Source organism: Acetobacter nitrogenifigens DSM 23921 = NBRC 105050 (genome assembly GCF_000429165.1).
In the GTDB taxonomy this organism is placed as follows: domain Bacteria; phylum Pseudomonadota; class Alphaproteobacteria; order Acetobacterales; family Acetobacteraceae; genus Acetobacter; species Acetobacter nitrogenifigens.
Genome location: NZ_AUBI01000001.1, coordinates 356,106 through 369,134 on the forward strand (window position 1 = coordinate 356,106; position 13,029 = coordinate 369,134).

Below are 13,029 nucleotides of genomic sequence, written 5' to 3' on the forward strand. Positions count from 1 at the left end.
TTTCAGAATCCAAAGGAGAGGATGCGCACCTGCGCGTCGGACAGATTTAGAAAAGGGGCGCCAGCCTGCCGAATGGCGTGAAGCTGGCCAAGGGCACGGCTGCACGGAAAACCGTAGCGCACGCGAACCCGCTCGCTGGCCTCCGTCAGGGCGATGTCCGCCTTTTCAAGAAACTCGTGGATCGGGTAATCCTCCCCGGGTTGGAAATGATCGCGTATGACCAGAGACGGGGAGTAACAGTCGGTCTCCTTTCCGTCTGGCCAGCGCACGCGAAAAATCATTTCAGGCATGGTTGTGTGACTCCTGAGCAGGGACGCCCGCGCGTGACAGCGCCGCCAGACGTCGGTATGCGGGGAGGTGCCGATTGGCCACGTTGCGCCAATCGAAACGACGAGCTGTTGCGGGGCCGCTGACCTTAAAGCGGGTAGGGCTCCGGGCGCTTAGAGCGTCACGCAACGCGCGAACGAGTGTCTCAGGACGATCCGGCAAACACCAGAACGCCTCAAGACTATGAAGATGTTCCGTGAATGGCGGCACGGCGGGCGTCACCGCCGGTATCCCGCATGCGAGGGCTTCAAGCGGACACAGGCCAAAGCCTTCCGTCTGCGAGGGATAGGCCAGAACGGAAGATTGCCGGTAAAACGCGGGTATATCGTCATCCGCGACGACGCCGGTCACGGTGACTGCATCGGCAAGTCCACTGGTCTGAACGCGTTCATCGAAAAGACGGCGGTAATCGGAATGGTCCAGCAACGTGGCGCCGCCGACAATCACGAGATGCAGGCTCGGATTCTCCCGACGCAAAATCTCAAACGCCTCGAGAAGAACAAGCGTGTTCTTGCGACGCTCCACCCCGCCAATCGAGAGAATGAGGCGAGCGCCCTGCGGAAGTCCGTAACGTTCACGAACATCGCGGTCTCGGAGCGCCGGATCCGAAGAAAACTTCGCCAGATCGACGCCGTTTCCAACCACAGGCGCATCCCGCCCATATTCGGCAAGAAGAGCATCCCTCCAGACTTGACTGACGGTGAAAAGCTCGGTCGCAGCCGTAACTCCCCGTCTCTGTCGGGCTGCGACACCGGGATGAGAGAAACGGTCCAGATGGTGGACTGTTCGGGCAAATCCCGTGATCCGCCCTTCAGTCGCCAGATCCGCCAGCGCGTTGGCGCTTATGGGATCCTGCGCGTGCAGCACATCGAAATGCACGGCGCTCCGCAATGCATCCGCGATCTCTCCAATACGCCGTTCCACCAGCGTCGGGAGATCCGCTTCAGGTTTCGCCGGGATGCAGCGCGTGGCGCAACGAGGCGTGCGGAAAAAACCTGTTCCCGCCTCATCCGGCGCAATCAGGACGGCTTCGTGCCCGGCGTCGCGGAGAGCTTCCGCCAACGCCATGCCATGCACCACGCCGCCGCGTGGGTTGGTCGAGTGGGTCAGGATTCCGATCGAGAGCATCATGGCGCAAACCCCATGAGCGGCGTTTGAGCGAGATCCCAGTAAGTTTCTTTTTCTCCGTCCCATATGACGTCGAGCCGCAGCGTGCTGTCGCAACGACCGATGACCGCCGCCGCTATGTCGCGCCCGTGAAACCGGGCCATGATCTCTTCCGCATCATCAGGACGGGCCGTCAACAGATAGCCATAGCTTGGGAAGGCGGATAGCCAGCGCTCCATCGGGGCGCTCTTGGGACGCGGAATGTCGTCGAGTGCGATGGTCATGCCGACGCCCGAACATTCAGCCAACATGAGCGCAGTGCCGAGCAACCCGGCCATGCTGATGTCCTTGGCTGCACGACTCAGACCGTCCTCCGCGATAGAGGGAAGAAGTTCAATGTCGCCCCGCAGTCGAGCCGCTCCTTCGACGCCGCGCAGAGATGAGCTTGCGTCCCAGAACGGATGTGGATCATGCCAGCGGCCACGCAGATCGATTGCAGCGATCAGAACCTCGTCTGGTCGGGCGTCGAAGCTGGTCAGCAGATGACGTGCGCGCCCGAGGATCGCTACAGAAAGCGAGTTATGAGAACTGCGCATGTTGGTATGGCCACCGACAACAGGCACTCCATAGGCGTCGGCCCCGTTATGCAGGCCGGCCAGGATGGAGGCGGCCGCCTCCGACGTATCGCTCCACAGCGCATCCACCACTGCCGTCGGACGACCACCCATGGCCGCGATGTCGCTGACATTGACCATCACGCCGCAATACCCGGCAAACCACGGCATGGCGCGAACAAAGCTGTCCTGAAAACCTTCACTGGCCAAAAGAAGATAGCCATCGCCATCCGGTATCGCGGCGCAATCGTCACCCAGGCGGACAGCCTCGCGGCTCGCAGGGCTCAGGATCGCCGCCACCTCTGCAATGTCCTCTTTGGCGGCGAGCGCACGACTTTGGCGCAGCGTGCGCAGCAGAGTGGCGAGTTCGCGCGTCATTACGCCACCCGCCGGGTTCTGGGTTGCGGGCGCAACAACCATGTCTGATCCTGCTCATGAGCCGGATAGCGTGAGAGATCTGCCTCCATGTCGTGGTGAGGCAGGCCATGCAGCGTGATCTCCCCGAGACTTTTCCAATGCAGGCGACGAAAGAACAGCACGTTCTGCTCCTGAACCTGCGCAAGAAATTGGCTGGCCCCAAGCCCGTGCGCCGTGCTGACCGCCATGCGGATAAGTTCGGCGCCGATCCGCCCCAGTCGCCGGTGATCTTCCTGTACCGCCAGACGGGAACCGCGCCAGACACCGGGTTCAGATTCATGGATGCGTACCGCGCCTACAACCCGATCCGCCATTCCCGCCATGCAGCAGGCGGCGACGATGGGAATGGCGACTTCATCGACAACATCGCGATCATCGCCAGAGAAAACACGTTGCTCTTCACAAAACACTTCTCGACGTAAAGCGTAATAGCCGGCGCGCTCCCACGACGTCCGGGCAAGCCGCACGACGTATTCCGTCGGAACGAACGGGCGTTCTCCTACATCTGCGAGGTCCATGCTCATTGTTCGTAGGCCGAAAGCGAGGAACAGGCGCCGCAGCGACCACATCCCGCGCGGATGTCGGTGGATTTCATGTTAGCCTCCCGCAACATGCGTCCCAGCGGAGCCAGAACCGACTTCATAAAATCACTCGAAGGAGGAGCGTGATTTTCCAGAGGCGTTCCAGAAATAGGCACGAACGGAACGACGAAGGGATAGACTCCCAACGCGATCAGACGCTCAGCCAGAGCCAGGATGTCTTCGACCCCGTCGCCCAGACCAGCCAGGATATAGGTATTGACCTGCCCGCGTCCGAAGATGGGAACGGCGCTGGCGAATGCGTCCATGTAACGATCGACGCTGACTGTGGCTTTGCCCGGCATGATCTTTTCACGCACAGTCTGCGTGGCTGCTTCAAGGTGCATGCCCAGACTGTCCGCACCCGCATCGCGCAGACGCTGGAACCAGCTGTGATCGCGTGGCGGCTCGCATTGCACCTGAAGCGGCAGGTCGACCGCCGCCTTGATGGCGCGGGCGGACTCCGCCAGCACCGCGGCGCCACGGTCGACCACGTTGGGCGTGCCGGTCGTAAGCACCATGTCCCGCACGCCGTCCAGTTCGACCGCCGCTTTGGCGACCTCGGCGAGTTGCGCAGGTGTTTTGTAGGCGATCGTCCTGTCGGCTTCCAAAGACTGCCCGATGGCGCAGAACTGACACGACGTTCTTCTGTCGGCGTAGCGAATGCAAGTCTGATGCACTGTGGTCGCAAGCGTATCACGCCCGTGCAGCAGCGCGATTTTCCAATAAGGAACGCCGTCCGCCGTGGACAGGCCGTAGAAGCGCGGGGCGGTCGGGAAATGAATTGTGCCGAGAGCCTGACCCTCACGCACCAGTGTGCTGGCGCCGCGCTGATCCGGCGGGCTCGCCTGAAACGGAGAGCGACGGGCGCCGGACGTATAGACCGGGACCATGATGGTCTGGCCGGCGATAGTGATCGTCTTATGATCAGAAGGGCCGGCGCCGCCCTTACGGGCAATGCCGCCGATATCGTCGCCAATTTGCAAGCCGAACGATTGCAGATCGGTGAGAAGCTTACGGCCGGAGATCGTGCCAAGCGTCGGGACGGTCATTGTGTGACCTCGTCATCAGAAGAGAAAAGTCTTGCGTCAGCATCGGGATAGCGAACAGTTCGGGCCGGACGCCGGTCATGAAGCAGGCTGAGCAATTCCGGACGCGCGTAATGTCCCACTGAGTCCATCATCCGCTTGCGTTTGGTGATCAGGGCGAAGTCGAGATCGGCGATCACCATCCCCTCGCCTTCAGTCAGCGGCGCGCCAAGGAGTTTGCCCTCCGGTGAAACGATGGCGGTGAAACACCCACCACGCAGCGGCCCCTCAAGCGCCGGGTCGCGCGCCACCTCCCTGATCTGTTCTTCCGTGAGCCATCCGGTGGCGTTCACCACAAAGCAGCCGGATTCCAGCGCATGATGTCGGATGGTCACCTCCATCTGATCGGCGAAAATCTGGCCCACCAGCGAACCCGGAAACTGGGCGCAGTGAATTTCCTCGTGCTGGGTCATCAGCGCATAACGGGCAAGCGGGTTGTAATGCTCCCAGCACGCCAGAGCCCCGATACGCCCGGCGGCGCTTTCGACGACTTTAAGGCCAGCGCCGTCGCCTTGCCCCCAGACCATACGCTCATGGTAGGTAGGCGTGATTTTTCGCCGCTTGAGCAGGATGTCTCCCGTCGCGTCGAAAATAATCTGTGTGTTGTAGAGAGTGCCGAAATCGCGCTCATTCACGCCCAGCACGACGACCATGCCCGTATCACGGGCGGCTTCAGCCACCATGTCCGTCACCGGTCCGGGAATGACAACCGCGCGCTCGTAAAGCTCCAGGTGCTCTCCGCCGAAGCGGAAAGCTGGTTGGATGAACGAGAAATAGGGGTAATAAGGCACAAAGGTTTCGGGAAAGACCGCCAGCTTCACACCTTTTCCAGCGGCGTCACGAATGGCCTGACAGACTTTCCGGGCAGTACCCAGACCGTCGTCACCCAGGACGGGGCTGATCTGGATAGCAGCGGCTCGAATGATGCGTGACATGGCTTGCGGTCCTCCCTTCTGCCCTCAGAGAGTCCAGGTATTGAGGATGAAAGCGTTGTCTCGCCGGGCCAGCAGGATAATGTCGAGCACGTCCTGCGGGTTGATCGGCGTAATGCCCGGGATCAGATTTTGTTCGCCGTAACCGTAAAGAGCCTGAAGCGCGAAGCGGCAGGCGTAAACTTTTCCGCCTTCTTCAAGTATTTTTGAAATCTGGTTGTTGCAGTTCATATGCCCGGGAAAAGCCTCGTCACCAAGACGGGGAAAGCCGCGCTGCACGCCAAGGGTGACGCCCGGTCCGTACAACAATACGGACGTTTCAAACCCTTTTCGAATCAGACGCGTGGCCTGAAGAAGATTTACAAATCCGACCGAACCCTCGTTGGCGACGGTGTGGAAAGTGACGAGGGCCTTCTCGCCGGGTTGCGCTTTAACGTCTTCAAAAACCTTGTTTTCATAATTGACGAAACAATCGCCATCTTTATGCGGAGCGTGTTCGACTTTTGGCATGACATTTCTCCCGTGTAATGCGGTCTCCGGCGAGAAACCGGGGCCGACCGCGTTGCCGAAGCAAACGTGACACGGGAAAATTCTGCGGCAAAATTTTGTATGGGCACGGAAATCGGTACAATAAAATCAATGCAAAATGAATCTCATCATTTCGCATGAACATAGACATACAAAAAGAAACTGCACATCATACAATCTATCAAAATTCTTAGAAGTCATTGTTTCAATGCATTTTTTTTATCACGAATTCGTGAACGTTGCACTTTCTTGATTTTCCCGCGCGCTCGAATCATTCGCAGAGTTGAGCGATTTGATCGGCTCCGCCTGCAATGGCCCGGTCACACAATATCCGCGAAGCCGGGAGAACGCTTGTGTTGTAAGATGGACAGGACGCCGTGGAGAGATTCTTCAAGGCTGGCCGCGTCCGGCGCACTGCCCAGAGCGATCCGGGCACGCTGTGGAGGCTCGCCGCTGATGGCGAACACGGTGCTCGGGACAAGCGCTAGCCCCCGTCTGCGGGCATAAGCCACAAAGTCCGCACTCCCCCACCAATCGGGAAGCTTCAGCCAGACATGAGGCCCATCGGGATTCATACAGTGCTGATCACCCAAAACCTTACGGGCGATCGACTGCCGAAGACGCAGCTCTCTCTGAATAGCGTGCAGAATCGTGTGGGCCTGCCCGGTCTGCATCCAGCGAACTGCAAGCGCGCTCAGTAACCCGGCATTGGTAAGCACGATCGCACGAATGGCGGCGGTGACGCGCCGGGTCATATCCGCATTCGGAAGAGCGACATAAGCAGTGCGCAGGCCCGGGCTGAGCGTCTTGGCGAGCGTCGCGATGTAGCTGACACGGCAATGGTCGAGCGCCGCCAGCGCGGGCGGCGGGTCGTTCATCAACAGGCTGTAAGGGTCGTCTTCGGCAATGTGCAGATGGTGACGTTGAGCGACCTTCAGAATATCCTTGCGTCTTTGCAAAGACATCGTGGCCGTGGTGGGGTTATGGATTGTCGGGATGCAGTACAGCAGCCGAGGGTGATGCTGAGAGCAGACCTGATCGAGTTGCTCAGGCGCCATGCCTTCGTCGTCGCTGTCTACGCCGACGAGAATGAGACCAAACTGAGCCGCGATCGTCCGAATTCCCGGATAAGCGATGCGATCGGTGACAATGACGTCTCCCGGCTGCGTGTGTGTGCTCACAATTGCCGCCAGCGCGCTCTGGGCGCCTGGCGTGACCAGAATTTCGTCCGTCCGCCGCTGCCCTATGGCAGGAGCGATCCATTTGGCGCCGAGTTGACGCTCCTCGATCGTGCCGCCCGTAACCCGGTAGGACATCAGGCTGTTTAGGTCCTGCTGCTTCAGAAGAGCCGTAATATCGTTCTGGATCATACGCTGAAGCGACGGATCTTGCGGAATGGGGGGAAGGTTCATGGTCAGATCGACCACAGCCGGGCCGGTATGCCGCCAGTGGCTCTCGCCCGCCCCCACCCGAACGAAGGTTCCGCGACCGACCGTGGCGTCTATGAGCCCTCTACGACGAGCCTCCGTGAAGGCGCGCGTCACGGTGGTAAGGTTCGTGCCAAGGTAATCCGCAATCGTTCGCTGCGGTGGCAGTCTGTCGCCCTCGCGCAAATCGCCCTTGCGGATGGACAGCGCCAGCGCGTCAACGATCGTCAGATAAATTGAGTTGGGACTGCGGCTGATTTCATCTTTCCAATGAGCCAGATAAGTTTCAGCGGGCATGAGATGAAATTCCATACATTTGACGCGTATTTTCTGCGTAAAGCACCATACAATTAACGCAGCCAGCCGTCTTCTGAATATGAAGTTCGGCGCCCCGGCCTCCGCTCGCCAACATCAGCGCGATCTCGCGAACCTTCGAGCCCCCTTCATCAACCGGAAAACCGATGAAAACATTAACGATCCAATAGAAATTTCATCGCTTCATTGCGGAAGTAATTTTTCGATATCACCACAACGAAACAAAGAGAGTAATCGCGTTCGCATGCGCAATAATCGCCATAAAAAAAGGGAGGGCGAAATCGCCCTCCCCTCTTCGGAACCATATGTTCGACTGGATCAGAAATCCATGTCGCCCATGCCGCCCATGCCGCCACCCGGCATCGGCGGAGCCTTCTTTTCCGGCTTCTCGGCGACCATGGCTTCGGTCGTGATCAGCAGGCCAGCGACAGAAGCCGCGTCCTGCAGAGCCGTACGGACAACCTTGGTCGGGTCGATGATGCCAGCCGACACCAGATCCTTGTACTCGCCGAGCTGCGCATCGAAGCCGTAAGCGTATTCGCTGGACTCGAGCACCTTGCCAGCGATCACGGCGCCGTCTTCACCAGCGTTGTGAGCGATCTGGCGCAGCGGAGCCTGAAGGGCTTTGCGGATGATTTCCGCGCCGACCTTCTGGTCTTCGTTGTGGAAGTGCAGGTGGCCAAGAGCCGCAGAAGCGCGAGCCAGAGCCGTGCCGCCGCCCGGTACGATGCCTTCTTCGACAGCCGCGCGGGTTGCGTGCAGCGCGTCGTCGACGCGGTCCTTGCGCTCCTTCACTTCGACTTCCGTCGAGCCGCCGACGCGGATGACCGCGACGCCGCCTGCGAGCTTCGCCAGACGCTCCTGGAGCTTCTCACGATCGTAGTCGGAGGAGGTCTCCTCGATCTGAGCGCGGATCTGGTTGCAACGACCCTTAATGTCGTCGCCTTCGCCAGCGCCCTCAACGATCGTGGTGTTCTCTTTCTCGATGTGCACCTTCTTGGCGCGACCGAGCATCGGGAGCGTCACGCTCTCAAGCTTGATGCCGAGGTCTTCGCTGATGACCTGACCGCCGGTCAGGATCGCGATGTCTTCCAGCATCGCCTTGCGACGATCGCCGAAGCCCGGAGCCTTCACGGCAGCGATCTTCAGACCGCCACGCAGCTTGTTGACGACCAGCGTCGCCAGAGCTTCGCCATCGACGTCTTCAGCGATGATGACCAGCGGACGGCCGGACTGCACAACAGCCTCGAGCAGCGGCAGGATCGGCTGAAGCGAAGACAGCTTCTTCTCGTGGATCAGGATATAGGGGTTTTCCATATCCGCGATCATCTTCTCCGCATTCGTGATGAAATACGGGGAGATGTAACCACGATCGAACTGCATGCCCTCGACGACGTCGAGTTCGGTATGAAGGCCCTTGGCCTCCTCGACCGTGATCACGCCTTCCGAGCCGACTTTCTGCATGGCCTTGGAGATCATCTCTCCGATTTCATGCTCGCCGTTTGCGGAGATCGTGCCGACCTGGGCCGTCTCGGCCGGGGTCGTGATCTTCTTGGTGTTGTTCTTCAGCTCTTCAACGACGGCCGCAACAGCCTTGTCGATGCCGCGCTTCAGATCCATCGGGTTCATGCCAGCCGCGACAGCCTTCGCGCCTTCACGAACGATGGCCTGAGCCAGAACGGTCGCCGTCGTGGTGCCGTCGCCAGCCACGTCGTTGGTCTTCGAGGCCACTTCGCGCAGCATCTGTGCGCCCATGTTCTCGAACTTGTCGGCCAGTTCGATCTCTTTCGCGACCGAAACGCCGTCTTTCGTGATGCGCGGCGCGCCGAAGCTCTTGTCGAGCACGACGTTGCGGCCCTTCGGGCCAAGCGTCACCTTCACTGCGTCAGCAAGGATATCCACGCCGCGCAGCATGCGCTGGCGGGCTTCACCGCCGAACTTTACGTCCTTGGCAGCCATAGTTTCTTCTCCTGTGAGGATTAAAAGCGATCAGTAAGGGGGATCTGAAGCCAGCCCTGTTCAGGCGGCGATCACGCCCAGAATGTCGCTTTCCTTCATGATGAGCAGGTCTTCACCGTCAATCTTGACCTCGGTGCCGGACCACTTGCCGAACAGGACGCGGTCGCCAGCCTTGACGTCCAGAGCCACGATCTGGCCCTGCTCGTTACGAGCGCCGGAGCCAACAGCGATGATCTCGCCTTCCATCGGCTTTTCCTTGGCGGTGTCGGGGATGATGATCCCGCCAGCCGTCTTTTCTTCACCCGTCAGGCGACGGACCACCACACGATCGTGCAGGGGACGAAATTTCGTCATTATGGATCGCTCCACATCTTTCTGGGGCGGCGCCCTCTTGAATCAAGCAACGCCACCGTTTGCCACGCGCTTAACGCCGCGGTGCGTTAGCACTCCCACCCCGGGAGTGCCACGATTGAGATAGGATCGCCCCCCGGCCCTGTCAAGGATCGTGGTTGATTTTTATAACCGAAGACAAGCCTCTGTTTTCATTGTGTTATTTAAAAATTTACCGACCCGCTCGCGTTTTCCGCTCGGCTGGGCCAAGCATGAAATTTTGATGGCGCCACGCGCGCAATAAAACAGCTCCACAGCTCAACAGGCGGGCGCCACATAGCGCGCTCGTCCCACCCCGCGTCAAAAAGCAGGCGGGGTCGACGCTCACGAAGGGCGCAGGAGCACAACGCTCATCCGCCGCACTTCGCGATGAAATGAGTTCGAGGAAGCGCCTCTCAATTCCGCCTTCGGCGCCCGTCGCCGCAGACTATTCAGACGCCACTACGATACTCCGCCGACCATATCGACGGCACATGAAGGCTCACGGTCCACCCAAAGGCTTGGCAACCCTCCATCGGGTTGCCTCCCCTGACCCCGTCCCTTCAGAGCAACTGGAGATTCGTAGCCGCGACTTTTCCGCGCTCGGTCACCAGATCGAAACTGAGTTTTTGATCCTCAACAAGACCACGAAGTCCGGCCGCCTGCACCGCCGTAATATGAACGAACACATCCTTGTCGCCTTCGTCCGGGACTATAAAGCCGAAGCCCTTGGTGGCGTTGAACCATTTCACGGTACCGGTTGGCATCTTACTGTTCTTTCCTTTTCTTCCACTGCGGGCGTCATCGTCCCGCGATGGCGGCTCACCCTGATCACTGCGGAAAACCACCGGCAGAGCTCGCAGCATCCGCTCACGGAAGAAACAACGCTGTCAAGCCGCGTTTGGTTACCGTTCCAACATTCGACCGACGGGCGTCATTTTTCGAAAAGCGGAATCTGCTCCATCGCGGGCACAGTGATCAGTCCCCGATCGGTAATGCGTATCTCGGGGATGACCGACAATGGGATCAGATTGAAGCCCATATATGGCAGCGTGCAACCTAACGCGCTCCATTCGCGCTTCAGGATTTCGGTTTGCGCCGCCACCACCCCGCCGCGCTCGTCCGACAGCAACCCCGCTATCGGCAGGGCCACCAGCGCCTTCACCTGTCCTCCAGATACGACCGCCACGCCACCGCGCGCATCGCGGATCGTCTCAACCGCCAGGCGCATGTCCGCTTCATGCCGCCCGGCGACGATAATGTTGTGGGCGTCATGCCCCACGCTGCTGGCTACGGCCCCCTCCGTCAAACCGAACCCGCGCAGCAAGCCGTGCGCGACGCCGCCATTGCGCCCATGGCGTTCAAGAATAGTCACGAAGCAAAGATCATGCGCGTCCAGAACGGGCTCCCACGCACGCGCCTCCGCCAGTTCAAGAACCTCGTGCCGCAGCGGAATTTCTCCCTGCGCGCCAACGCCGATCACGTTGGCGCGGCATGGCCCGTCGGGCAATTCCGGCGTCAACGCGCCGATTTCCGGCAGAATCACCGTGCGATAGGCCGCATCGGGGTAACGATAACGCGCCTCCGAAAGCTGCCGGTCGAGAACTGGCGTGATCTTTTTATGTTCGACGACCGGAACGCCGCCATACCAAGTGTCTTGCACCTCCAGCGCATCGTTGAGCAGCACCAGATCGGCGCGGCGTCCCCCGCCCAGTCCGCCGATATCGTTTTCCATGCCAAAGCGAGTCGCGCCATGCAGCGATCCCATGCTCCACGCCACTTCCGACGACAGGCCTGCAGCCACGGCCTGTCTCACCACCCAATCCTGACCGAACAGAAACAGGTCGTCTGCGTCGCGATCATCGGTGCATACGCAGACCCTTTTCGGCGATGCTCCCATCTGCGTAACCGCCCGAATCGCTTGCGGTAGCGAATGCCAGGGCGTCGTCGCTGGTCCACCGCGCAAAAAGACCCACACGCCGGCTTCTATCAGATCGTCAGCGATCTCGCCGGTGATCGCCTCATGCGTGTCCGTCACGCCGGAGGCGGCGTACGCCGCCACGAACTCCCGCCCATAAACATGGCCGCTAACTGGTCGACCGCGCTTCAGCGACTCCGCGACGATGGCATGGCTGCGTTCATCGCCCAGGCAAAGCGGCACGAAGTCCATTTTCTCACCAAGCGCGACCGCCTCCGGCCAGCGATCAAAAATTCCGCCAATCTTCTCCGGCGTCAGGTCTCCACCTGCCGTCTCACACTGGGGCGACGTCGCGGGCACGGTGCTCGGCACGGTCAGAAATACGTTCAACGGCGCCTGACGCGCATCCTCAAGCATCCACTCGACGCCCGCGACGTCGGCGACATTGCCGATTTCATGGCTGTCACAAAAAATTGTCGTCGTGCCATTGAGCAGCGCTGCTTCCGCGTAGGCGCAAGCCGTCATCATGCTGCTTTCAATATGCAGATGCGGGTCGACGAGGCCGGGGGCCAGGATCCCGCCCTGCACGTCCCTGACGGCGCCGGGAGCATGTCCGGTCGCCCGCCAGCTTCCCGCCGGCTTTATCGCCGCGACGCGGCCACCGCTGATCCAGACCTCACGGTCCGTCAGGATTCTCTCAGAATAGGTGGACAATACCCGCGCGCCGGTCAGCACCAGATCCGGCGCGGCGCGCCCGGACGCGACAGCCGCCAGGCGACACGTCATCGTATGAAGCGGATCGACCGAAAAGCGCGTCAGGAGCGAGGGGCGGATCGGGTTGTGCTGTGTGCTCATAGGGGCGAGCATAGTCAGGTCTGATACGACCTGTCTGCTATTCTCACGTCATGGCGCGTGATGATTTTCATGATAGGCCGAAAAGCCGCCGACAGCGGGCGACGTGCTCTGAAGCCGTCTCCCTTTCGTCATCGTTCCCGCCCCGCCTCACCCGACTTTGACCGGACGGCGGCTATCCCGGATCTGAACATGCCTGATACTGACGTCACGATCTATCACAACCCCCGTTGCGGCACGTCCCGCACGGTGCTGGAAAAGCTTCGTGCGGAAGGGCTCTCTCCCCGCGTCGTTGAGTATCTGAAAACCCCGCCGGATCATGAAACACTGCTCCGTCTCGGCCGATCCAGTGGCGTCGGATTGAAAGGCCTGCTTCGGGCGAAGGAGGCTCTGGCAGAAGAACTGAACCTCGGTCGGGCGGACATTGAGGAAGATGAGCTTCTGGATGCGATGCTGGCGCATCCTGTGCTGATCAACCGCCCGATAGTCGAGACGTCTCTCGGCGTACGCCTGTGCCGTCCAGCAGACGTTTTAACGGAGATTCTGCCCGCCGCCTGATCTCTCAACATCACGTGTGGAGAAATCGCAAGGCGGGGAA

12 protein-coding genes and 1 pseudogene are annotated in these 13,029 nt (G+C 60.2%); 1 reads left to right on the top strand and 12 read right to left on the bottom strand.

Going from position 1 to position 13,029, the window contains the following annotated elements; all coding sequences use genetic code 11:
- Positions 1–2 precede the first annotated feature (2 nt).
- From G442_RS0101645 to G442_RS0101700, 12 genes and pseudogenes are all read right to left on the bottom strand, one after another.
- On the bottom strand, positions 3–290 hold the full coding sequence (locus G442_RS0101645) for an MSMEG_0570 family nitrogen starvation response protein (protein WP_026396582.1): 288 nt from the start codon (positions 288–290) through the stop codon (positions 3–5).
- Positions 278–1,458: pseudogene (locus G442_RS20405) on the bottom strand (MSMEG_0565 family glycosyltransferase). The gene G442_RS0101645 and the pseudogene G442_RS20405 overlap by 13 nt, the downstream one beginning before the upstream one ends.
- A complete protein-coding gene (locus tag G442_RS0101655) occupies positions 1,455–2,426 on the bottom strand; it encodes a sll0787 family AIR synthase-like protein (protein ID WP_026396583.1) in 972 nt (323 codons plus the stop codon). The pseudogene G442_RS20405 and the gene G442_RS0101655 overlap by 4 nt, the downstream one beginning before the upstream one ends.
- On the bottom strand, positions 2,426–2,989 hold the full coding sequence (locus tag G442_RS0101660) for an MSMEG_0567/Sll0786 family nitrogen starvation N-acetyltransferase (RefSeq protein WP_026396584.1): 564 nt from the start codon (positions 2,987–2,989) through the stop codon (positions 2,426–2,428). The genes G442_RS0101655 and G442_RS0101660 overlap by 1 nt, the downstream gene beginning before the upstream one ends.
- Positions 2,986–4,095 carry an MSMEG_0568 family radical SAM protein gene (locus tag G442_RS0101665; RefSeq protein WP_026396585.1) on the bottom strand — a complete coding sequence of 370 codons (1,110 nt, stop codon included), beginning with the start codon at positions 4,093–4,095 and terminating at the stop codon, positions 2,986–2,988. Before G442_RS0101665 ends, G442_RS0101660 begins: the two co-directional genes overlap by 4 nt.
- The gene (locus G442_RS0101670) at positions 4,092–5,066 is read right to left on the bottom strand and encodes a Nit6803 family nitrilase (protein ID WP_026396586.1); all 975 of its coding nucleotides are present in this window, start codon (positions 5,064–5,066) and stop codon (positions 4,092–4,094) included. The genes G442_RS0101665 and G442_RS0101670 overlap by 4 nt, the downstream gene beginning before the upstream one ends.
- 24 nt (positions 5,067–5,090) lie before the next feature.
- The gene (locus G442_RS0101675) at positions 5,091–5,573 is read right to left on the bottom strand and encodes an MSMEG_0572/Sll0783 family nitrogen starvation response protein (protein WP_026396587.1); all 483 of its coding nucleotides are present in this window, start codon (positions 5,571–5,573) and stop codon (positions 5,091–5,093) included.
- Positions 5,574–5,911: 338 nt separating this feature from the next.
- The gene (locus G442_RS0101680; protein ID WP_026396588.1) at positions 5,912–7,315 is read right to left on the bottom strand and encodes an aminotransferase-like domain-containing protein; all 1,404 of its coding nucleotides are present in this window, start codon (positions 7,313–7,315) and stop codon (positions 5,912–5,914) included.
- A 336-nt stretch (positions 7,316–7,651) separates the two neighbouring features.
- Complete coding sequence (groL, locus tag G442_RS0101685) at positions 7,652–9,292, bottom strand: chaperonin GroEL (protein ID WP_026396589.1); 1,641 nt, start codon at positions 9,290–9,292, stop codon at positions 7,652–7,654.
- 60 nt (positions 9,293–9,352) lie between these two features.
- Positions 9,353–9,646 (bottom strand): co-chaperone GroES, encoded by a 294-nt coding sequence (groES, locus tag G442_RS0101690; RefSeq protein ID WP_026396590.1) that lies wholly within the window; start codon positions 9,644–9,646, stop codon positions 9,353–9,355.
- Between the two features lie 578 nt (positions 9,647–10,224).
- Positions 10,225–10,428, bottom strand: coding sequence for a cold-shock protein (locus tag G442_RS0101695; RefSeq protein WP_026396591.1), 204 nt, complete (start codon positions 10,426–10,428; stop codon positions 10,225–10,227).
- A 167-nt stretch (positions 10,429–10,595) separates the two neighbouring features.
- Positions 10,596–12,446, bottom strand: coding sequence for an adenine deaminase (locus tag G442_RS0101700; RefSeq protein WP_211229110.1), 1,851 nt, complete (start codon positions 12,444–12,446; stop codon positions 10,596–10,598).
- A 177-nt stretch (positions 12,447–12,623) separates the two neighbouring features.
- Between G442_RS0101700 and arsC the strand changes: the two genes are divergently transcribed.
- A complete protein-coding gene (arsC, locus tag G442_RS0101705) occupies positions 12,624–12,989 on the top strand; it encodes an arsenate reductase (glutaredoxin) (protein ID WP_035376085.1) in 366 nt (121 codons plus the stop codon).
- The last annotated feature ends 40 nt before the right edge of the window (positions 12,990–13,029 follow it).